Consider the following 20,703-nt stretch of genomic DNA (forward strand, 5'->3'; position numbering starts at 1 on the left):
CCGCGGAGAGCGAAAAACCGCATGCCATCTCACCGGCGGCGATCGCGGGTACGTTGGTTACCGTGTATGCGGGAGGTCACGCTATGTCGACGGTCGCGGTGACACGCTTGATCGAGGCGCCCGTCGCCGCGGTCTGGCAGGTGTTCACCGACCTGGGCCGCCGGCGCGAGTGGTTGTCCGCCGTCACCGCCGTCGAGGTGCTTACCCGCGGTCCGTTCGGTGCGGGCACGAGCTGGCGGGAGAGCCGCCGGATGGCCGACGGCGGCGAGATCACCGAGGAGTTCCGGGTCCTGGAGTGCGTGATCCCCGAGCGGTTCGTGGTCGCCTCGCCCGGCATCGGCGCCGACTACCGCATGACGTATTCGTTCGTGCCCGTGGTCGCCGGCCGGCACAAGGGCGGCACCATGGTCACCGTCGTGCAGGACGGCGGCGCCACCGCGCCGGCCGGCCGTTTCCTCGCGCTGATCTTCGGCGGGCTCGCGGCCGGCACCGCCGAGGGCGCCCTGCGCCGAGACCTGGACGATCTGGCCGCCGCCGCCTGACATAGTCTCTGCTGGTGTCCCGGGTGCTGCTGCGGTCGCTGTTCGCGCTGGCCGTGGTGGCCGCGGCGGTGTTGATCGGGTGGCGCGTGCTCAAGCCGGCCGAGGTGCTGGCGACGGTCCGGCCGCCCCTCGCCCCGGCCCGGATGGACGGTCCGGGCGCCACCGGCCAGCTCGCGACCGCCCCGCTGATCGTCGCCGGTCAGGTCCGGGTCTACGCGTCGAAGCGCCAGGTCCGGGCGGACGCGCCGGTCGACGCCAAGACGGTCTACACCGCCGTCTGGAGCTTCCGGCGCTGGCCCGAGCAACTGTCCGGGGTGGTCGCGTCCGGCGCGACGGTGGTCAGCCGCTGGTCGGACGGCGATCTCGTGGCGATCGACGGCGCGACCGGCCGGATCGTCTGGCGGGCGGCCGGCCCGCCGGGGCCGGGATTCGAGGGACACCGCACCGGTTCCGCCACCGTGTGGGCGCCGGCAGGCCTGCGGGTGGCCGGGCCGAGCGTCCTGGTCACGGCGGGTGGTCAGCTTTTCGCGTACGCGATGAGCACCGGAACCCCAATCTGGAGCGCGACCTGCGCGCAAGCCTTCACCACCGCCGCCGCCGCCCAGGTCGTCTGCCCTTCGGGCGTCTTCGACGCCGCGACCGGCGCACCCGTCGCGTCGTTCCCGCCCGGCCCCTACACGCCGGTGGGCTGCGATGTCGCGTCGTCGTCGTGCGCCGGGCTGCGGGACGGCGCCGGCCACGGGTGGCTCACCACGTCGCCGGCGCCCGTCCGCGCGACGCCGCTGGACCGTCCCGACGCGGACGTGGCGGCCGGCCTGGTCGTCGACCCCGACGGGCACGCGGTCGACGCCGTCACCGGCGCGGCGCGCCACGACTATCCGGCCGGCACGCAGGTGCTGGGCGCCTCGTCCGGGCGGGCCGTTCTGCTGACGCCCGACCGCACACTGCTCGCCGTGGATCCGCGAACCGGCGTCACCATCGCCTCGTTCCCGCTGGTGCACAAGCGCGAGGGCACCGACTGGGATCCCGGCCGCTGGCAGGTCACCGAGCGGTACGTGGCGGTCGAGCGGCTCCGACCCGACCGCCCGGACGACCCCGACACCCCGGGCTATTACTTCTCGGCCGACCCCGTGGTGGTGGCCGCGATCTGACTACTGTTTCGCCTGTCCGCTCGCGCCACCGGTCCGGTCCGTCGGCTGAACCTGCCTTATCGCCGGCTGATCTGCAACGTCGGCTTGGTGACCTCGGCGAAGAAGTCGTTGCCCTTGTCGTCGACCACGATGAAGGCCGGGAAGTCCTCGACCTCGATCTTCCAGACCGCCTCCATGCCGAGCTCCGGGTACTCCAGCACCTCGACGTGGCGGATGCAGTCCTGGGCCAGCCGGGCCGCCGGGCCACCGATCGAGCCCAGGTAGAAGCCGCCGTGCGACTGGCAGGCGCGGGTCACCTGGGCCGAGCGGTTGCCCTTGGCGAGCATCACCAGCGAGCCGCCGGCGGCCTGGAACTGCTCGACGTACGCGTCCATCCGCCCGGCCGTCGTCGGGCCGAACGAGCCGGACGCGTACCCCTCGGGCGTCTTCGCCGGGCCGGCGTAATAGACGGCGTGGTCGCGCAGGTACTGCGGCATGGGCTCGCCCGCGGCCAGGCGCTCGGAGATCTTGGCGTGCGCGATGTCGCGGGCCACGACCAGCGGGCCGGACAGCGACAGGCGGGTCTTCACCGGGTATCGGGACAGCTCGGCCCGGATCTCGGCCATCGGCCGGTTGAGGTCGACCTCGACCACCGGACCCTCGTCGAGCTCGACGTCGGGCAGGAAGCGGGCGGGGTCGGCCTCCAGGCGCTCCAGCCAGACACCGGAGGGCGTGATCTTGGCAAGGGCCTGACGGTCGGCCGAGCACGAGACCGCGATCGCGACGGGACAGGACGCGCCGTGCCGCGGCAGGCGGATGACGCGTACGTCGTGGCAGAAGTACCGCCCGCCGAACTGCGCGCCGATGCCGAAGTCGCGGGTCAGCTCGAGCACCGCCGCCTCGAGCTCGAGGTCGCGGAAGCCGTGGGCGGACATCGTGCCGTGCCGGGGCAGGTTGTCGAGGTATTTCGCGCTGGCCAGCTTGGCCGTCTTCAGCGCGTACTCGGCGCTGGTGCCGCCGATGACCACGGCCAGGTGATAGGGCGGGCAGGCGGACGTGCCGATCAGGCGGAGCTTCTCGTCCAGGAACTCCATCATGCGCGCGGGGTTCAGCAGCGCCTTGGTCTCCTGGTACAGGTAGCTCTTGTTGGCCGAGCCGCCGCCCTTGGCCATGAACAGGAATCTGTACGCGTCGGGCTGGCCGCCCGGGTCCTCGGCGTACAGCTCGATCTGGGCCGGCAGGTTGGAGCCGGTGTTCCGCTCGTCCCACATGGTGAGCGGCGCGAGCTGGGAGTAGCGCAGGTTGAGCCGGGTGTACGCCTGGTACACGCCCTGCGCGATGGCCTCCTCGTCGGTGCCGTCGGTGAGCACGTGCCGCCCGCGCTTGCCCATCACGATCGCCGTGCCGGTGTCCTGGCACATCGGCAGCACGCCGCCGGCCGCGATGTTCGCGTTGCGCAGCAGGTCGAGCGCGACGAACCGGTCGTTCGGCGAGGCCTTGGGGTCGTCGATGATCGAGCGCAGCTGGGACAGGTGCGCCGGGCGCAGGAAGTGCGCGATGTCGTGCATCGCCTCGGCGGTGAGCTGGGTGATCACGGACGGATCGACGGTCAGGAACCGCCGCCCGCCGGGCCCGTTGACCACGTCCACGCCCTCGTCCGTGACCAGTCGGTACTCGGTCAGGTCGTCGCCGATCGGCAACAGCGGCGAGTACGAGAATGCTGCGCCTCTGCTCATGACGGGCAAGCCTAGGACAGCGCCGCCCGGTCGTGCGAACCGCTCCGGCCCTGCGCACTCATGGATTTGGTCAAGCGAACGGCAGGTAGGCCATGTCGCGGCCGTCGACGGCGATCATTCCGCTCGGTCCGGATGTAAAAATCTTGGCACTTGTCCGGACCTCGGCGAGCAGGCGGCCGCTCGACGGCGACAGCGCGGCCACCCGGCCGGGCTTGACCGTGACAATGATCACGGCGTACGGGGTGACCGCGGCGGACGCCCCGGAGCCGGCCGGGCGGCTCCAGGCGGTCCGGCCGGTCGCCATCGAGAAGCCGCGCAGGGTCGCCTTGTCGGCGCTGCGGATCACCGCGAAGCTGTCGTTGATCGCGAGTACCTCCTCGCCCTTGGCGCCGTGCCACAGCACCCGGCCGTCGTGGGCCGCGATGAGCTCCTGCTTGCCGACCGGGTCGACGCCGAGCACCACGTCCTCGCCGCCGGCCGGGTCGCGGTCCTGCTTGCAGCCGGAGCCGTTGGCCGCGGTCCGCAGGTTGAGCCCGTCCTTCCGCCACACCGTGCCGCCGTCGGGCGGGTCGGTGGCGACCACGCCGTAGTAGCAGGTGCCGTCGTCGGCCGTGCCGGTCACCGTGAGCACCCGGCCGCCGGTGATCGCCACCCGCTGGTCGGCGGCGGGCTCGACGGTCTGCACCAGCTTGCCGGTCGCGGTGTCGATCACCCGGACCTTCCGGTCGTCCGGGAGCCCGATCAGGGCCGGCATCGGGCGCGTCCCGGCCACGTCATCGTCGATGCCGTTCGCGGTGAGCGGGTTGGTGTCGGGCAGGTCGGGGTTGGCGGCGTCGAGCACGAAGCCGATGCCGCCGGTGCCGACCCGCCAGCGCGCGGTGCCCCGCAGGTCCCAGGCGGTGAGCTCGCAGTCGCCGCCCTTGGCGCAGCGCAGGTCGAGGATGCCGGTGCGGTAGGTCCAGACCGCGGTGGCCTGGGTGTCGGTGCGGCGGATGGCCCCGCTGCGCGGGTCGAGCACCTGATAGCCCTTCTCGAGCAGGCGCCCGGTGACCACCACGGCGTCGTTGCCCTCGCCGGCCACGGCGGCCCAGTCGGCGTCGCTCTTCCACAGCTGCAGGCCGGCGGTCAGCCCGTACGCCTCGACCGAGGTGCGGTACTCGACGATCACCGCGTCGCCGGCGATGGTGACGCTCTGCGGGCTGCCGCCGATCGTGGTCTGCCAGCGGGAGACGCCGGCGGCGATCGGCTCGCTCGTGTTGATCCACGACCAGACCTTGGGCCACGGGTTCCAGACGCCGGTGGTGGCGAGCACGATGACCAGCACGAGGGCGGCCAGCCCGTAGCCCCTCCAGGGGCTGCCACCCGACGCCATGCGCGACACGCTAACGACGTCAATCCCCCGCGCGATGGATCTCGATATGCCCGTGTCGATCGCTTATGTCCCCGATGCCGCGCGGACCAGCGGCAACGTGCGGTAGGGGATCAGCTCGGCCAGCGCGATGATGGTCGATGCCCGGACGATCCCCTCGTAGCCGACGATCTGATCGATCACCCGCTGCAGGTCGGCGTTCGAGCGGGCCACGATCCGGCACATCAGGTCGCCGCTGCCGGTGATCGTGTGCGCCTCCAGCACCTCCGGGATCTCGGCCAGGTGGTCGGTGACCGCGTGGTGCCCGTACCGCTGGCTGATCTCCAGGGTCACGAAGCTCATCACGCCGTACCCGATGGCCGCCGGAACCACCTCGGGCCCGAAGCCTTTGATCGCGCCGCGCGCGATCAGTTTGTCCAGCCGGGCCTGAACGGTCCCGCGAGCGACGGCGAGACGTCGCGACATTTCGAGTACGCCGATGCGCGGTTCCGCCGCCAGCAGTTCCACAATTCTTGCGTCGAGTACGTCAAGCTGGACAACTTGCATGGTCATTCCGGCAAGTTACCGTACGAGTTGCGCAAGCTGCCCAGAGAAAATGCCAACCATTGCCCAGGAAAGCGGGCAAGTGCAGCCTCGGAACATGACGCAGAGCTACTCAAAAGGCGGCTCCGCCGCACTTCAAGAAGAAACCCCGATGGGGATGGAGCACGCCACCACGAAAGCCGACGTCTTCCCCGTCAAGGGCGTCGACTACCTGCAGTTCCTGGTGGGCAACGCGAAGCAGGCGGCCCACTACTACTCGACCGCGTTCGGCATGATCTGTGTCGCCTACCGCGGTCCCGAGCAGGGCTATCGCGACCACGCCGAGTACGTGCTGGTCAGCGGTTCGGCCCGGTTCCTGATCACCGGCGCCGTGCACCCGGGGGCGCCCGGCGCCGACCACGTCACCAAGCACAGCGACGGCATCCACGACATCGCGCTCGAGGTGCCCGACGTCGACGCCGCCTACCTGCACGCGATCAACGCGGGCGCGCGCGGCGTGACCGAGCCGCACGACGTCAAGGACGAGCACGGCACCGTCCGGATCGCCGCGATCGCCGCGTACGGCGATACCATCCACTCGCTGGTCGACCGGTCCGGATACGACGGCCCGTTCCTGCCCGGCTTCGTGACCCGCGCCCCGATCGTCGACCGCAGCGCCGCGGTCGCGGCCGGCCTGCAGCCGAAGCGCTTCTTCCAGGCCGTCGACCACGTGGTCGGCAACGTCGAGCTCGGCAAGATGGACGAGTGGGTCGAGTTCTACGGCCGGGTCATGGGCTTCACCAACATGGCCGAGTTCATCGGCGACGACATCGCCACCGACTACTCGGCGCTGATGAGCAAGGTGGTCGCCGACGGCCACCGCAAGGTGAAGTTCCCGCTCAACGAGCCGGCCGTGTCGAAGCGCAAGTCGCAGATCGACGAGTACCTCGAGTTCTACGGCGGCCCCGGCGCCCAGCACATCGCCGTCGCCACCAACGACATCCTGGCCAGCGTCGACGCCATGCGCGCGGCCGGCGTCGAGTTCCTGAACACCCCCGACTCGTACTACGACGACCCCGAGCTGCGGGCCCGGATCGGCGAGGTGCGGGCCCCGATCGACGAGCTCAAGAAGCGCGGGATCCTGGTCGACCGGGACGAGGACGGCTACCTGCTGCAGATCTTCACGGCGCCGGTGCAGGACCGGCCGACCGTGTTCTTCGAGCTGATCGAGCGGCACGGGTCGCTCGGCTTCGGCAAGGGCAACTTCAAGGCCCTCTTCGAGGCGATCGAGCGGGAGCAGGAGCGCCGCGGCAACCTGTAACGCTCGCCGGGCGGTCCGGAGCCGGCCACGGCCGGCTCCGGCGCCCGCGACCCGGCCGACCCGATCCGGCCCGGCCCGGCACGACGAGGTCGCTCCGACCGCGGTGGTTAAGGTTTTCGCATGAGCTCGTTGCCCGCCGGCTGGTACAAGGATCCGGCCGACACCACCACCCAGCGCTACTGGGACGGTGAAGGCTGGATCGGGAAGGCCATCCCGGCCGACGCGGTCCCGCCGGACGGCCCGCCCCCGGTGGAGGAGGAGCCGCCGCCCGCTCCGGCGCCCGACCCCGCCGAACCGGCCGCGCGGCCGGTCTCGCCCCCGCCGCAGCCGGCCCCGCCGGGGTGGGGTCCGATGCCCCCGCCGCCGCCGGGCTGGCAGCCGCCACCGGGCTGGCAACCGCCGGCCCAGGGCACGCCGGGCACGCCGTCGGGCCGGCAACAGCCGCCGGCCCCGGGCGCGCCGCCGGGCTGGCAGCAGCCGCCCGGCTGGCAGCAGATGTCGCCCGAGATGCGGATGGCCGCCTACCCCTACCCCTACCCCTACCGCGTCGAGGCGCGCCCGCACGGCTTCGCCCTGGCCGGCCTCGGCCCGCGCCTGGTCGCCCGCCTGCTCGACATCCTGGCCGTGCTGGTGCTCAACGTCGTGGTCAACGGCTACTTCGCGTACCAATGGTGGCAGGAGTTCCGGCCCATCTGGCGCTCCGCCATGGACACGGTGGCCAACGGCGGCGACGCGTTCGATGCCACCTCGCAGGCGTCCGGCCGGATGGACGGCCTGCTCTGGGCCATGCTGATCGTGGCCACCCTGCTGTGGCTGCTCTACGAGGCGCCGGCCATCGCGAGCAGCGGTCAGACCCTCGGCAAACGGGTCATGCGCATCAAGGTGGTCGCGATCGAGAACACCGAGCCGCTAGGCTTCGGCCGCGCGTTCGGCCGCTGGGCCCGCCTCGGTCTCTGGACCCCGGCCTGGGGCTGCGCCGGCCTGGGTCTGGTCCTGCAGTTCATCGACTCGATCTCGCCGGTGTTCGACCAGCAGCTCCGGCAGGCGTACCACGACAAGACCGCCCGGACGGTCGTCATCGCGCTGCCACCCCACGACCGGCAGCCCGTCGACGCCTCCACCGGCGGCAACGGCAGCAGCAGCAACGGCAGCAGCATCTCGAAGGGCCATCCAACCGCCCCGCCCACCACCCAAGACCGGACTAAAGGACCTTCACAATGACCCGGCTCACCCGCGCCGACCTGGATGGGCTTCCCGCCTACGTGCCCGGTCGCAACCTCGCCGACCTGACCCGCGAGCTCGGCATCGCCGAGGCGATCAAGCTCGCCAGCAACGAGGTGCCCTACGGCCCGCTGCCCGGCGTGGTGGAGGCGGTCACCGAGGCGATGCTGCACTCGCACCGCTATCCCGACATGGGCGCGGTCGAGCTGCGCGGCGCGCTCGGCGAGCGGTACGGCGTGGCGCCCGACCGGATCGTCACCGGATGCGGGTCGGTGGCGCTCACCGAGATCCTGGTGAAGGCGACCTGCCTGCCCGGCGACGAGATCGTCTACTCGTGGCGCTCGTTCGAGGCGTACCCGATCATCTCGGCCGGCGCCGGCGCGACCAGCGTGCGCGTGCCGAACACCGCGGCGCACGGCCACGACCTCGCGGCGATGGCCGACGCGATCACCGAGCGCACCCGGCTCGTCTTCGTGTGCAACCCGAACAACCCGACCGGCACCTCGGTGCGCACGGCCGAGATCGACCGGTTCCTCGCCGACGTGCCCTCCGACGTGCTGGTGGTGCTGGACGAGGCGTACCGGGAGATGGTGACCGACCCGGAGGTGCCGGACGGCATCAGCACCTACGCCGACCGGCCCAACGTGCTGGTGCTGCGCACGATGTCCAAGGCGTGGGGCCTGGCCGGCCTGCGGATGGGCTTCCTGGTGGCGCAGCCCGAGGTGGCCGGCGCGATCCGCAAGGTGCTCACCCCGTTCTCGACGAGCCTGGTCGCGCAGGCCGCCGCGATGGCCGCGCTCGCCCAGGAGGCCGAGGTCCGGCGCCGCTGCGGCCTGGTCGTCGCGGAGCGGTCGCGGGTCACCGAGGCGCTGCGCAAGCTGCACGTGGACGTGCCGGAGAGTCAGGCCAACTTCGTCTGGCTGCCGCTCGGCGACCAGGCCGCCGCGTTCGGCGCGGTCTGCGAGGGCCGCGGGGTGATCGTGCGGCCGTTCCAGGGCGACGGCGTCCGCGTCACCATCGGCACCCCCGAGGAGAACGACGCCTTCCTGGCCGCCGCCGAGGTCGCCCTCGACCAAATCGGCTGAGTCAGTGAACAACCCTCAGTGAGTCGCGGCGAGGTGGTGGTCGGCCTCGGCCAGGCGGGACGGGAACACCGCCCGGGCCCGCGCGACCATCACCAGCGCCACCACGGCCAGGCCGGCTGCCAGCAGCGGCAAACCGCCGAGCAGCCCGGCCGAGGCGAAGCGCTCGCCGACGAACGCGCCGGCGCCGATCCCGATCTGGAACGACACCACGTACACGGCGGAGGCCGCGTCGCGGGCCAGCGGCGCGATCCGCAGCACCGTGGCGGCCAAGCAGACCGGGATCGCGCAGAAGGCGCCGCCCCACAGCAGCGCGGCGACGATCGTCGGCACCGGGCCGAGCACCGGCGCGAGCAGGGCGACCGCGCCGGCCAGCACCGCGAGCAGCAGGATCAGCGCGGGTCCGGGCCGGCGGTCGACGTGGCGGCCCACCGCGTATCCGGCGACGAGCGCGGCCGCACCGTACCCCAGAAGCAGTGCACTCAGCCCGAAGCCCTGCAATCCGCCGTCCCGGCGGACCAGCGGGGCGATGTAGGTGTAGGCCGCGAAGTGGCCGATCACCAGGATCCCGGTGATCGCGCAGAGCAGGGCCACCCGGCGGTCCCGGATGATCGCCACGGAGGCCCGCAGTTGGGTGCCGAGGCGCGTCTCGCGGTCGTGCGGCAGCGGGTCGAGCGCGGGCAGCACCCGGCGCAGCAGAAGCACACAGACCGCGCCACCGGCCGCGACCGCGCCGATCGCCACCCGCCAGCCCAGCCACTGCCCGAGCGCGGTGCCGACCGGGACGCCGGCCACGATCGCCAGCGAGTTCCCCACGAAGACCAGCGCCGTCGCCCGGCCGGCCTGTCCCGGCGGAGCGAGCCGCGCGGTGACCGGCCCGATGATCGACCAGAAGACGCCGTGCGCCAGCGCGCAGATCAGCCGGGTCGCCGCGAGCACCAGGAAGGTCGGCGCGAACGCGGCCGCGCCCTGCGAGACCACGAAGACCGCCATGGTGATCGCGAGCAGCAGGTGCCGCGACGCCCGCATGGTGAGCGCGGTCAGCGGGATGGTGCTGATCGCCGCGACCACGGCATAGCTGGTCAGCAGCAGCCCGATGCGCGCCTCACCCACGTGCAGGCCGTCGGCGATCTGCGGGAGCAGCCCCACCGGCAGCGTCTCGGCGGTGACGAAGCAGAAGGCGGAGCTGCCGAGGACGGCCAGCGCCGGGCGGTTCATGCGCACCCTCGCAGATTAAGCTCCGCACCAGAGTAAAAGAAGGGACCGGGATGTGACGACGCGCTCAACAGAGCTGCTCCGGGTGGCGCACACGCGCCCCGGCGTGACCCGCGCCGACGCCGCGCGGCTGCTCGGCGTGGGCACCGGCGCGGCCACTGAGATCGTCACCCGGCTCGCCCAGCAGTCGCTTCTGGCCGAGGCGCCGGCCGCGCCCAGCGGCAATCGGGGCCGTCCCACCACGATGCTCGTGCCGCATCCGGCCGGTCCACTGGTGCTCGCGGTGGCGATCACCCACGAGAGGTGGCGGATCGACGTCGTCGAGCTGGGCGGCAAGACCCTGGCCTCGGCGGCCGGCCCGCACGCCGGCGCCGCGTGGGTCACGGTGGCCGCGGCGGTCACGGCCGCCGTCGCTTCCTTCCGGCACACGTACGGCGGGAGGCTGCGTGCCATGGGCGTTTCCGTCCCCGGCACCGTCTCGCCGCGGCTCCGGCTCACCGCGAGCGGCCTGGCCTGGGACGAGGTCGACCTGACCACGCTGTGGCCCGGACCGGTCCTGGCCGCCGGCAACGACGCCACCCTGGCCGCCACCGCCGAGTCGCACCGGGGCGCCGCAGTCGGCGCGACGGTCGCCCTGCACCTGCGCATCGAGGGCGGCCTCGGCGGCGCGGTGGTCGATCACGGGCACGCCCTGCTCGGCGCCCGCGGCGCCGGCGGCGAGTTCGGCCACATGCCGTTCGGCGACCCGTCGATCGCCTGCCCGTGCGGCGCGGCCGGCTGCTGGGGCACGGCGGTGGACGGCACCGCCCTGGCTCGGCTGCTGGGCCGGCCCGCCCCGCCCGACCCGGTGAGCTACGCCCGCCGCGTGATCGCCGCGCCCGACCCGGCGTCTCGCGCCGCCGTCCGCACCGTCGCCGCCGCCCTGGGCCGCGGGATGGCCGGCCTGGTGAACGGATTCGACGCCGACCTGGTCACGCTGGGCGGCGTCGGGGTCGACCTGCTGGCGGCGGCCCCACTGGAGATCGACGCCGCCTATCGCGCGGGCCTGATGCAGGTGCACCGGGCCGCGCCACCCCCGGTGGTCCCGGCGGCGCTGGGCGACGACGGGCCGATCGCGGGCGCCGCCGAGGAGGCGTGGTCCCGGCTGCTGCCCGAGCTCGCCTGACCGCCGCCGCCGCGTCGGCTCCCGGCCCTCCGCCCGCCGGACATCGCGAGGTCTTGAAGACTTCCGGTGCGGGGCAAGCGCTAACTAACCATCCCTGGCCCGCTGCCGACCCTCGGTGGCCAACGATGATGAGCTACTGCTCGCCCGGGAGTGGAACTCATCAAGTTCCGGGGGTCAGCCGCAATACCCGGCGACGGGCGTCAGCCACTCGGTGAACTGGGCCTGGACGGTCTTGTTCAGGTCGGCCAGCGTCTTCACCCGGTCGAAGTACCGCCGGTCGGTGGCGCTGCTCTCCAATTTCGACGCCGAGACCTTGCCGGCCGCCTGGAAGTCGGGGTCCTCGGCCGCGGCCGTCTCCCGCCGGATCTTGGTGGCCGCCGCCTTCAGCTGGCCGGCGGCGTTCGCCTCCGCCTTCTCGGCGTCGGTGGCCTGCTTTTGCTCCTTGTAGGTGACCATCTTGCCCATCGCGCTGCCGAAGGCGCGCAGCTCGACCGAGTACAGGGTCTGCAGCTTGTCGCAGACCAGTTTGGTGCTGGTCGAGTAGTCGGGCGCCGCCGACGGCGTGGACGCGGCGGTCGGCGCGGTACGGGTGGCCGCGGCCGCCTCGGGGTCGGCCTTCGCGTCGCTGTCGCAGGCGGCGCCGGTCAGCAGGGCGCCGCCGGCGAGCACGGCCAGGAGGGCGCGTCGCATGAGGTGATCCTTCTCGTCGGGTACGTCCGAACCCGGCCGACGTTACGTTCCGGCGCGGCCATCGTCCAACCGACAGTGATCAGCACGATACGAACAGCCCGCCCGCGCGCGACCGTGCGGGCGGGCTGTGCGACCCCCGTGCCGGAGCGACGCCCCACCGCGCTGGGGGTGATTCTGGGTTGATCCACGGTGGGACGACGCAGGAACAGAGTTGTCCCCCGCGCTATCGGATTGCTGTCGATCCGCTATCGCGGCCTGCTCTAGGGTCTGTGTCGAAGTCGGGGCCGCAGCCCGTCTCCGACTTCGACACAGACCCTAGGCTCTGGGCACTCTTACGGATCGGAGTGGCTCCCGTGCGGTACCGCATATTAGGGCCACTGTCCGTCACCGTCGATGGACAGCAGGTGGCGATCACGGCGGGGCGCGACCGCATCGTGCTCGCGATGCTGCTGCTGCACGCCGGCCGGGTGGTCAGCCTCGGCGAGCTGGTCGACGCCCTCTGGGACGAGGATCCGCCACCGACCGCGCGCGCCCAGCTGCAGGCGTGCGTCTCCCGCCTGCGCCGGGCGTTGCCGGACGGGGCCATCGCCACCGATCCGGCCGGGTATCGGCTGCGCGCCGGGCCGGACGAACTGGACGCGTCGGTCTTCGATCGGCTGGTGGCCCGCGCGCGGGCAGCGGGCGAACCAGACATGCACCGGGAAGCGCTCGATCTGTGGCGCGGCGAGGCGCTGGTCGGCATCGATAGCCGGCCGGTGCGCTCGGCGGCCGCGGTCCTCGACGAGAGGTACGCGGCGACGCTCGAGGAGTGGGCTGAGCTCGAGCTGGCCGCCGGGCACGGGCGTGACCTGATCGGCGAGCTGGGCCGGCAGGCCGAGCGGTTCCCGCTGCGCGAGCGGTTGCGCGGGCAGCTGATGCGGGCGCTGGTGGCGGACGGCCGGGCCGCTGACGCGCTCGCCGAGTTCCGCCGGTCGCGCGCGGTGCTGCGCGACGAGCTGGGCATCGAGCCGGGCGCCGAGCTGCAGCAGCTGCACCGGCGGGTCCTCGGCGGGGAGCCGGCCACGGACGCGATCCGCAGCCTACCGCGTACGGTCGGGGACTTCACCGGGCGCGACGAGATCGTGGCCCGCCTGCTGGCCCGGCTGGAGCGGTCCGACCCGGCGGTGGCCGTGATCGACGGGATGGCCGGCAGTGGCAAGACCACCCTGGCGCTGCACTTGGCCGCGCTGGTCGGCGACCGTTACCCGGACGCACATCTGTTCGTCGACCTGCACGGGCACGGCGACCACGAGCCGGTCGAGCCGTCGGCGGCTCTGCAGGCCCTGTTACGGCAGCTCGGCATCGCCGCCGACCTGATCCCGGTCGAGCGGGAGGCCCGGGTCACGCTGTGGCGCAGCGAGCTGGCTCGACGCCGAGTGCTGGTGGTGCTCGACAACGCCCGGTCGAGCGCTCAGCTGGCCGACCTGCTGCCCACCTCGCCGGGCACGCTGGCCCTGGTGACCAGCCGGCGGCGGCTGGCCGGGCTGGACGACGTGCACCCCGAGTCGCTGCCGGTGCTGGCGGACGACGAGGCCACCGCGCTGCTGACCCGGATCGTCGGCGATCGGGTCCGTGCCGAGCCCGCCGCCACCGCCGAGGTGGTCCGCCGCTGCGGTGGCCTGCCGCTGGCTTTGCGCCTGGCTGGGGCCAGGCTGGCCCACCGGCCGCGCTGGCGGGTCGCCGACCTGGTGCGGCGCCTGGGCGAGTCGGCGCTGCCCGAGCTGGCCGCCGAGGACCGTTCGGTGGGTGCCGCGTTCGCGCTGTCCTTCCGGCAGCTCCCGGAACCGGCCCGCCGGATGTTCCGGCTGCTGGGCGTCTGCCCGGGACCGCTGTTCGACGTGCCGGTGGCAGCCGCGGCCAGCGGGCTGTCGCCGACCGCGGCGCGGGACGTGCTCGACGACCTGGTCGACGCGCACCTGGTCGACGAGCCGGAGGCGGCCGTCTTCCGGCTGCACGACCTGCTGCGGGAATACGCGTCCGCGCTGGCGGCCGAACTGTCGCCCGAGACTCGGCATGCGGCCCTGGTCGCGGTGTTGGACCTGCAGACGTACGCGTGGACCGCGGCGGGGCCCTCCACCCAGCGCTCCGTGGTGCAGCGGGACCTTGGGTCGCCGGAGCCGCTCCGTCCCGATCTGATCGCCGCGCGGTCCGAGCTGGCCGCCCGCCGGGAATGGGAGCGGCCGCAGCTCATCGCGCACGTGGAGGCCGCGGCCGCGGCCGGCGCGACCCGCTACGCCTGGTGGCTCCCGCGGGCGGCGTGGTGGCACCTGTTCAGCCGGGGTTACATCGACGACCTGCGAGCCTTGTTCGAGCGCAGCATGGCGATCGTCGAGCGAGCGGGCGACCGGCCGGGCATCGCCGTGGTGGCCAATTACCTGGCCTCCGCCTACATCCGGGTGTCCGACTACCCGCGCGCGCTGGAGCTGCTGGATCGCTCGGTGCTCGGGCACGAGGAGCTGGGCAACCGGCGCGCGGTCGCCACGGTGCTGGGCAACCGCGCCGGGATCTACGAGGCGATGGGCCGGTTCGCCGACTGCGTCGCGTCGGCCCGGGACGCGCTGCGCCTGCGGGCGCTGGTCGGCGACCCCAACTGGGCCCGGGCGCCGCTGCACAACCTGGCCGAGGGGTACGCGAGTCTGGGCCGGCACACGGAGTCGCTGCGGTACCGGCGGTTGGCGCTGCTGGCGGCGATCGACGTGGGCGACGCCGACGCCGTGGCCATTGCGCTGGTCAACATTCAGAAGCAGAAGCGGGCCCTGGGCGAGATCTCGCCCGCGACGGCCGAGCGTTACCTGGGGGCCGGCCTGCGGCTGGCACGGCGCGGCGGCAACCGGGCGCTCCAGGCGGAGATCTCCAACGAACGGGCGCTGCTGCTGCGCGACCAGCGTCGGTACGCCGAGGCCACCGCCCGGCACGAGGCAGCGATCGCCCTCATGCGGCAGACCTCGGACCGGCATTACGAGGCCACCTACTACTACGATCTCGCGGTCACCCGTGGCCTGGCCGGCGACCGGCCGGCCGCCCTCGACCTGCACCGGCGGGCCCGGCGGCTGGCCCAGACGCTGCACGCGCCGCACCTGGCCGCGTGCGCCGAGGCCGGCATCGCCGAGTGCCTGGCCGACGACGATCCGGAGCAGGCGCGCCGCTCGTGGAAGGCGGCGCTCAAAGCCTTCCGCGAGATGGGGGCGCCCGAGCAGTTCGACGTGAAGCGCCGGCTGGCGGCTCTCGGTGGTGAGGATCATCTGCGGCCCGCGGCCGGGCGAGGGACGATGGTGGGGTGACTACCGACGAGGAGACCGGCTACCGGGTCGAGCGGGACACGATGGGCGAGGTCCGGGTGCCGGCCGACGCCCTGTGGCGGGCGCAGACGCAGCGGGCGGTGGAGAACTTCCCGATCTCGGGGCGCGGGCTCGAACCCGCGCACATCGCCGCGCTGGCGCGGATCAAGGGTGCGGCCGCGCAGGTGAACGCGGCTCTCGGCGTACTCGATGAAGGTCTCGCCAAAGCGATAACGACCGCCGCGGCCCATGTGGCCGCCGGGGGTTATGAGGATCAATTCCCGATCGACGTCTTCCAGACCGGGTCGGGCACGTCGTCGAACATGAACGCCAACGAGGTCATCGCGACGCTGGCCGCCCGCGAGCTGGGCCGGCCGGTGCATCCGAACGATCATGTCAACGCCTCGCAGTCCAGCAACGACGTCTTCCCCTCGTCGATCCACCTGGCGGCGACCGACGCCGTGGTCAACCAGCTGATCCCGGCGCTCGAGCATCTGCAGCGGGCGCTGGCGGCGAAGGCCGAGTCCTGGGCCACGGTGGTCAAGAGCGGGCGGACGCACCTCATGGACGCGACGCCGGTCACGCTTGGTCAGGAGTTCTCCGGGTACGCGGCCCAGGTGGCCGCCGGGATCGAACGGCTGCACGCCACCGTGCCCCGCCTCGCCGAGCTGCCGCTGGGCGGCACCGCCGTGGGCACCGGCGTGAACACGCCGCCCGGCTTCGCGCCCGCGGTGATCGAGCGGCTGCGCGAGAGCACCGGGCTGCCGGTGACCGAGGCACGCAACCACTTCGAGGCGCAGGGCGCCCGGGACGGCCTGGTCGAGGCGTCCGGTCAGCTGCGCGCGGTCGCGGTGAGCCTCTACAAGATCGTCAACGACATCCGCTGGATGGGCTCGGGCCCGCGGGCCGGCCTGCGCGAACTGCGCCTGCCCGACCTGCAGCCGGGCTCGTCGATCATGCCGGGCAAGGTCAACCCGGTGGTGCCCGAGGCGGTCCGCCAGGTCGCGGCCCAGGTCATCGGCAACGACGCGACCGTGGCGTTCGCGGGCACCCAGGGCGACTTCGAGCTCAACGTGATGCTCCCGGTGATGGCCCGCAACCTGCTCGAGTCGATCCGGCTGCTCGGCAACGCGTCCCGGCTGCTCGCCGACCGCTGCATCGCCGGCCTGGAGGCGAACGTCGAGGTCGCGCTCGCGTACGCGGAGGGATCGCCGTCGATCGTCACCCCCCTCAACCGCTACATCGGGTACGAGGAGGGCGCCGCGATCGCCAAGGCCGCGCTGGCCTCCGGACGCACGATTCGCGAGCTGGTGATCGAGCGCGGTCACGTGGCTTCCGGCAAATTGACGGAGGCCCAGCTGGACGAGGCTCTCGACGTGCTCCGGATGACCCGTCCCTGAGCGCGCTCGCTACCCTTGTACGGTGACGCTGCGCTTGTACGACACCGCGACCCGATCCGTCCGGGACTTCGTGCCCAAGACGCCCGGTCAGGTCGGGATCTACCTGTGTGGTCTCACCGTGCAGTCCACGCCGCACATCGGGCACCTGCGCTCCGCGGTGAACTACGACGTGCTGCGGCGATGGCTGCTGCACACCAACCACGACGTCACCTTCATCCGCAACATCACCGACGTCGACGACAAGATCCTCGACAAGGCGACCGCCTCCGGGCGGCCGTTCTGGTCGATCGCGTACGCGAACCGCCTGCTCCTCGACGCCGACTACCGCGGGCTGAACGTGTTGCCGGCGACGTACGAGCCGCTCGCGACCGCGCACATCCCCGAGATGCACGAGCTGATCTCGGCGCTGATCGAACTCGGGCACGCGTATCCGGCCACGGGCGGAAACGGCGACGTGTATTTCGATGTGCCGTCGTATGCGGACTATGGGGCGCTGTCCGGCCAGAACCCGGATGAAATGCGCCCGCCGACCGACGGCGGCGAGCCGGACAAACGGGATTACCGCGACTTCGCCCTATGGAAGGGCGTCAAGGCCGACGAGCCCGAGGACGCCAATTGGCCCTCACCCTGGGGCCGGGGCCGTCCCGGCTGGCACATCGAGTGCTCGGCGATGGCCCGGCGCTACCTCGGCGACGAGTTCGACATCCACGGCGGCGGCCTCGACCTGACCTTCCCGCACCACGAGAACGAGATCGCCCAGTCCCGCTCGGCCGGCCTGCCGTTCGCGCGCTACTGGGTGCACCACGCGCTGCTCAACCTCGGCGAGGCCAAGATGAGCAAGTCGCTGGGCAACGTGATCGACGCGGCGTCGGTGCAGGCCATGGGCATCCGCATGGTCGAGCTGCGGTACTACCTGGGCACCCCGCACTACCGCTCGCGCATCGACTACTCCGACGAGGCGCTGCGCGAGGCCGCGGTGGCGTACCGGCGGATCGAGGGGTTCGTGCAGCGGGCGGCCGAGGTGGTCGGCCCGGGCCGGCCCAAGGACGTGCCGCCCGCGTTCGCCGCGGCGATGAACGACGACCTCAACACGTCGGCCGCGCTCGCCGTCGTGCACGACACGATCCGCGAGGGCAACACGGCGCTCGCGGCCGGCGACGAGACCGGCATCCGCGGCGCGCTCACCGAGGTGCGGGCCATGCTCGGCGTGCTCGGCCTCGACCCGCTCGACCCCGCGTGGTCCGGCGAGGAGACCAAGAGCGACCTCAAGCCGGTGGTCGACTCGCTCGTCAAGCTCGCGCTCGAGCAGCGGTCGCAGGCGCGGGCACGCAAGGACTGGTCGGCCGCCGACTCGGTCCGTGATCAGCTCAAGAACGCGGGAATTCAGGTGGAGGACACTCCGGCCGGGCCGCGCTGGACGGTAGGAGAGCACTGATGCCGGGTAACTCCCGCAACGTGAGCAAGCGGGTCGTGTCCAAGAAGGGCGCGACCTCGGGCTCGGGCGGCAAGAACAGGGCGAGCCTCAAGGGCCGCGGCAAGACCCTGCCCGCCGACGAGCGCCCCTGGCACAAGGGGTATTCGGGCACCGAGAAGCTGCCCGAGAAGACCGCCCGCAAGCAGGAGAAAGAGCGCCGGGCCGCGGCCGCCGAGGGCCGCGCGCCCAAGGTCGGCATTCCCGGCACCAAGGACACGACCTGGGGTCGCGGCGGCCGCAACACCGGCCGGCCGATGCCGCAGCGGGGCGGCAAGCTGCCCGGCCGCGGCGGGCCGCGGGTCGCCCCGGGCCGCCGCTCCAACCCCACCAGGGAGGGGCCGGAGCTGCTGCTCGGCCGCAACCCGGTGGTCGAGGCGCTGCGCGCGGCGGTGCCCGCGACCGCGCTGTACGTGGCGCAGGGCATCGACATCGACGAGCGGATCGCCGAGATCGTGCGCACCGCGGGCGACCGCGGCATTCCGATCCTGGAGATCGGCCGGCACGAGCTCGACCGGATGACCGGCGGCGTGCTGCATCAGGGCATCGGGCTGCAGGTGCCGCCGTTCGCGTACGAGGACTTCGACGACCTCGTCGCCGCGGCGCTCGAGCAGACCGCCCCGCTGCTGGTGGCGCTGGACGGGGTGACCGACCCGCGCAACGTGGGCGCGGTGATCCGCTCGGTCGCCGCGTTCGGCGGGCACGGCGTGTTCATGACCGAGCGCCGGGCCGCCGGCATCACCGCCACCGCGTGGCGCACCAGCGCCGGCGCGGCCGCCCGGGTCCCGGTCTCCCAGGTGGTCAACCTGACCCGAGCCATCAAGGCCGCCCAGAAGGCCGGCTTCACCGCGATCGGCCTCGACGCCGACGGCGAGACCGACCTCTACCAGCTCGAGGCCGCCATCGGCCCGCTCATCGTGGTGGTCGGCTCCGAGGGCCGCGGCCTCTCCCGCCTGGTCGGCGAAACCTGCGACCTGCGGGTGAGCATCCCCATGGCCTCGGAGGTCGAGTCCCTCAACGCCTCAGTAGCAGCAGCCGTAACCCTGGCCGAGGTAGCCCGCCGCCGCACGTACGCGGAATAAGCCCTGTAACCCCCCACCAACCGCAACCACCAGGCAAAGCGCAACCACAGAAACGTGGGGGTTCGGGGGGCTCGGCCCCCCGGCCAGCATGCGAGGCGCCAAGGCCCGCGCTCTCCGCGGGCACGGCACGGGAAAGACGAGCCCCCGGTCGGGATCGAACCGACGACCTCCCGTTTACAAGACGGGTGCTCTGGCCAGCTGAGCTACAGGGGCGTGGGGGCCAGCATAACGTCTTGTGACTTTGGGACTTGCTTGGCACTTGGCTGAAAAAGCTTTACGTTTACAGCGCTGTTCCTCCACTCGGATCGTCCGGCACGTTCCTGCCGGTGGAAAGGAAGTCTGGTTCACCATGGCCACCGTTACGTATGACCACGCCTCCCGGATCTATCCCGGGTCGGACCGTCCCGCCGTCAACGAGCTGACCCTCGAGATCGGCGACGGCGAGTTCCTGGTCCTGGTCGGCCCCTCCGGTTGCGGCAAGTCCACGAGCCTGCGCATGCTGGCCGGCCTCGAGGACGTCGACAAGGGTCGCATCCTCATCGAGGGCAAGGACGTCACCAACCTCCCGCCGAAGTCCCGCGACATCGCGATGGTCTTCCAGAACTACGCTCTCTACCCGCACATGTCGGTGTACGAGAACATGGCGTTCGCCCTGAAGCTCCGCAAGACCTCGAAGGCCGAGATCGACCGGCGCGTCAAGGAGGCGGCGGCCCTCCTGCAGCTCGACGAGTACCTGTCCCGCAAGCCGAAGGCGCTTTCCGGTGGCCAGCGCCAGCGTGTCGCGATGGGCCGGGCGATCGTCCGCGAGCCGCAGGTGTTCCTCATGGACGAGCCGCTGTCGAACCTCGACGCCAAGCTCCGCGTCCAGACCCGTTCGCAGATCGCCACGCTGCAGGCCAAGCTGGGCGTCACCACCGTCTACGTCACGCACGACCAGGTCGAGGCCATGACGATGGGCCACCGCGTGGCCGTCATGCTCGACGGCGTGCTGCAGCAGGTGGACACCCCGCGGGCGCTCTACGACACCCCCGGCAACGTCTTCGTCGCCGGCTTCATGGGCTCCCCGGCGATGAACCTGAAGACCGTCCCGCTGACCGAGGCGGGCGGCCACTTCGGCACGCTGGCCGTTCCGCTGACCCGCGAGCAGGTCGCGGGCGCGCAGAGCGGCGGCGGCAAGGTCACCATCGGCTTCCGTCCGGAGGCCGCCGACCTGGTGTCCGAGGGCGAGGGCGGCTTCCCGATCGTGGTCGACCTGGTCGAGGACCTCGGCTCGGACGCGAACGTCTACGGTCACGCCGAGCTCGACGGTGGCTCGGAGCGGTTCGTGGTCCGCACCGACCGGCGGCACATGCCGTCGATGGGTGAGACGGTGTTCGTGAAGCCGCAGGTCAACGGCATCCACGTCTTCAACGCCGAGAGCGGCAAGCGCATCTGAAGTTG

At 72.3% G+C, this 20,703-nt stretch carries 16 protein-coding genes and 1 tRNA gene; 11 read left to right on the forward strand and 6 right to left on the reverse strand.

Annotated elements, in window-relative coordinates:
* The first annotated feature begins 83 nt into the window (after positions 1–83).
* Together ACFQS1_RS07665 and ACFQS1_RS07670 are read left to right on the forward strand one after the other, a co-directional pair.
* Positions 84–542, forward strand: coding sequence for an SRPBCC family protein (locus ACFQS1_RS07665; protein ID WP_378965480.1), 459 nt, complete (start codon positions 84–86; stop codon positions 540–542).
* A gap of 14 nt (positions 543–556) precedes the next feature.
* Positions 557–1,693 carry an outer membrane protein assembly factor BamB family protein gene (locus ACFQS1_RS07670; RefSeq protein WP_378965482.1) on the forward strand — a complete coding sequence of 379 codons (1,137 nt, stop codon included), beginning with the start codon at positions 557–559 and terminating at the stop codon, positions 1,691–1,693.
* 56 nt (positions 1,694–1,749) lie between these two features.
* On the opposite strand, the gene ACFQS1_RS07675 is transcribed toward ACFQS1_RS07670, so the two are convergent.
* The 3 genes from ACFQS1_RS07675 to ACFQS1_RS07685 all read right to left on the reverse strand — a co-directional run bounded on the left by ACFQS1_RS07675 (position 1,750) and on the right by ACFQS1_RS07685 (position 5,329).
* Positions 1,750–3,408 (reverse strand): fumarate hydratase, encoded by a 1,659-nt coding sequence (locus ACFQS1_RS07675; protein WP_378965483.1) that lies wholly within the window; start codon positions 3,406–3,408, stop codon positions 1,750–1,752.
* A 70-nt stretch (positions 3,409–3,478) separates the two neighbouring features.
* Positions 3,479–4,780: an outer membrane protein assembly factor BamB family protein gene (locus ACFQS1_RS07680; protein WP_378965484.1), complete on the reverse strand. Its 1,302-nt coding sequence runs from the start codon at positions 4,778–4,780 to the stop codon at positions 3,479–3,481.
* A gap of 63 nt (positions 4,781–4,843) precedes the next feature.
* Positions 4,844–5,329: an Lrp/AsnC family transcriptional regulator gene (locus ACFQS1_RS07685; RefSeq protein WP_378965486.1), complete on the reverse strand. Its 486-nt coding sequence runs from the start codon at positions 5,327–5,329 to the stop codon at positions 4,844–4,846.
* 142 nt (positions 5,330–5,471) lie between these two features.
* On the opposite strand from ACFQS1_RS07685, the gene hppD reads away from it, so the two are divergent.
* The 3 genes from hppD to hisC all read left to right on the forward strand — a co-directional run bounded on the left by hppD (position 5,472) and on the right by hisC (position 8,926).
* The gene (gene hppD / locus ACFQS1_RS07690; RefSeq protein WP_378965487.1) at positions 5,472–6,620 is read left to right on the forward strand and encodes a 4-hydroxyphenylpyruvate dioxygenase; all 1,149 of its coding nucleotides are present in this window, start codon (positions 5,472–5,474) and stop codon (positions 6,618–6,620) included.
* A 120-nt stretch (positions 6,621–6,740) separates the two neighbouring features.
* Positions 6,741–7,841 (forward strand): RDD family protein, encoded by a 1,101-nt coding sequence (locus ACFQS1_RS07695; RefSeq protein WP_378965488.1) that lies wholly within the window; start codon positions 6,741–6,743, stop codon positions 7,839–7,841.
* Complete coding sequence (gene hisC / locus ACFQS1_RS07700) at positions 7,838–8,926, forward strand: histidinol-phosphate transaminase (RefSeq protein WP_378965490.1); 1,089 nt, start codon at positions 7,838–7,840, stop codon at positions 8,924–8,926. Before ACFQS1_RS07695 ends, hisC begins: the two co-directional genes overlap by 4 nt.
* Positions 8,927–8,941: 15 nt before the next feature.
* Here hisC and ACFQS1_RS07705 read toward each other — a convergent pair whose 3' ends face one another.
* The gene (locus tag ACFQS1_RS07705; RefSeq protein WP_378965764.1) at positions 8,942–10,141 is read right to left on the reverse strand and encodes an MFS transporter; all 1,200 of its coding nucleotides are present in this window, start codon (positions 10,139–10,141) and stop codon (positions 8,942–8,944) included.
* A gap of 52 nt (positions 10,142–10,193) precedes the next feature.
* Here ACFQS1_RS07705 and ACFQS1_RS07710 point away from each other — a divergent pair, with 52 nt between their 5' ends.
* Positions 10,194–11,303 (forward strand): ROK family protein, encoded by a 1,110-nt coding sequence (locus tag ACFQS1_RS07710; RefSeq protein WP_378965491.1) that lies wholly within the window; start codon positions 10,194–10,196, stop codon positions 11,301–11,303.
* A 174-nt stretch (positions 11,304–11,477) separates the two neighbouring features.
* Here ACFQS1_RS07710 and ACFQS1_RS07715 read toward each other — a convergent pair whose 3' ends face one another.
* Positions 11,478–11,993 (reverse strand): hypothetical protein, encoded by a 516-nt coding sequence (locus tag ACFQS1_RS07715; protein WP_378965492.1) that lies wholly within the window; start codon positions 11,991–11,993, stop codon positions 11,478–11,480.
* A gap of 404 nt (positions 11,994–12,397) precedes the next feature.
* Between ACFQS1_RS07715 and ACFQS1_RS07720 the strand changes: the two genes are divergently transcribed.
* Genes ACFQS1_RS07720 through rlmB form a run of 4 tightly spaced genes read left to right on the forward strand, consistent with a single transcriptional unit; the run spans position 12,398 to position 19,263 of the window.
* The gene (locus ACFQS1_RS07720; RefSeq protein ID WP_378965494.1) at positions 12,398–15,313 is read left to right on the forward strand and encodes an AfsR/SARP family transcriptional regulator; all 2,916 of its coding nucleotides are present in this window, start codon (positions 12,398–12,400) and stop codon (positions 15,311–15,313) included.
* A 41-nt stretch (positions 15,314–15,354) separates the two neighbouring features.
* The gene (locus ACFQS1_RS07725; RefSeq protein ID WP_378965765.1) at positions 15,355–16,710 is read left to right on the forward strand and encodes a class II fumarate hydratase; all 1,356 of its coding nucleotides are present in this window, start codon (positions 15,355–15,357) and stop codon (positions 16,708–16,710) included.
* A gap of 22 nt (positions 16,711–16,732) precedes the next feature.
* Positions 16,733–18,145, forward strand: a complete 1,413-nt coding sequence (gene cysS, locus ACFQS1_RS07730; protein ID WP_378965495.1) for a cysteine--tRNA ligase — start codon at positions 16,733–16,735, stop codon at positions 18,143–18,145.
* The gene (gene rlmB, locus ACFQS1_RS07735) at positions 18,145–19,263 is read left to right on the forward strand and encodes a 23S rRNA (guanosine(2251)-2'-O)-methyltransferase RlmB (protein WP_378965497.1); all 1,119 of its coding nucleotides are present in this window, start codon (positions 18,145–18,147) and stop codon (positions 19,261–19,263) included. The genes cysS and rlmB overlap by 1 nt, the downstream gene beginning before the upstream one ends.
* 139 nt (positions 19,264–19,402) lie before the next feature.
* Here rlmB and ACFQS1_RS07740 read toward each other — a convergent pair.
* Positions 19,403–19,476 (reverse strand) — tRNA-Thr (locus ACFQS1_RS07740).
* 136 nt (positions 19,477–19,612) lie between these two features.
* On the opposite strand from ACFQS1_RS07740, the gene ACFQS1_RS07745 reads away from it, so the two are divergent.
* Entirely contained in the window at positions 19,613–20,698 is a 1,086-nt protein-coding gene (locus ACFQS1_RS07745) for an ABC transporter ATP-binding protein (RefSeq protein ID WP_378965498.1), read from the forward strand.
* The last annotated feature ends 5 nt before the right edge of the window (positions 20,699–20,703 follow it).

The sequence above is a fragment of the Paractinoplanes rhizophilus genome (assembly GCF_042664765.1).
GTDB lineage: Bacteria > Actinomycetota > Actinomycetes > Mycobacteriales > Micromonosporaceae > Actinoplanes > Actinoplanes rhizophilus.

Excerpts from the sequence above, each read along its gene's own strand:
- hisC (WP_378965490.1), top strand. The coding sequence starts at position 7,838 with ATGACCCGGCTCACCCGCGCCGACCTGGATGGGCTTCCCGCCTACGTG.
- rlmB (WP_378965497.1), top strand. The coding sequence starts at position 18,145 with ATGCCGGGTAACTCCCGCAACGTGAGCAAGCGGGTCGTGTCCAAGAAG.
- ACFQS1_RS07680 (WP_378965484.1), bottom strand. The coding sequence starts at position 4,780 with ATGGCGTCGGGTGGCAGCCCCTGGAGGGGCTACGGGCTGGCCGCCCTC.
- ACFQS1_RS07745 (WP_378965498.1), top strand. The coding sequence starts at position 19,613 with ATGGCCACCGTTACGTATGACCACGCCTCCCGGATCTATCCCGGGTCG.
- ACFQS1_RS07725 (WP_378965765.1), top strand. The coding sequence starts at position 15,355 with ATGGGCGAGGTCCGGGTGCCGGCCGACGCCCTGTGGCGGGCGCAGACG.
- ACFQS1_RS07665 (WP_378965480.1), top strand. The coding sequence starts at position 84 with ATGTCGACGGTCGCGGTGACACGCTTGATCGAGGCGCCCGTCGCCGCG.
- ACFQS1_RS07695 (WP_378965488.1), top strand. The coding sequence starts at position 6,741 with ATGAGCTCGTTGCCCGCCGGCTGGTACAAGGATCCGGCCGACACCACC.
- ACFQS1_RS07675 (WP_378965483.1), bottom strand. The coding sequence starts at position 3,408 with ATGAGCAGAGGCGCAGCATTCTCGTACTCGCCGCTGTTGCCGATCGGC.
- ACFQS1_RS07705 (WP_378965764.1), bottom strand. The coding sequence starts at position 10,141 with ATGAACCGCCCGGCGCTGGCCGTCCTCGGCAGCTCCGCCTTCTGCTTC.
- ACFQS1_RS07715 (WP_378965492.1), bottom strand. The coding sequence starts at position 11,993 with ATGCGACGCGCCCTCCTGGCCGTGCTCGCCGGCGGCGCCCTGCTGACC.
- hppD (WP_378965487.1), top strand. The coding sequence starts at position 5,472 with ATGGGGATGGAGCACGCCACCACGAAAGCCGACGTCTTCCCCGTCAAG.
- ACFQS1_RS07685 (WP_378965486.1), bottom strand. The coding sequence starts at position 5,329 with ATGACCATGCAAGTTGTCCAGCTTGACGTACTCGACGCAAGAATTGTG.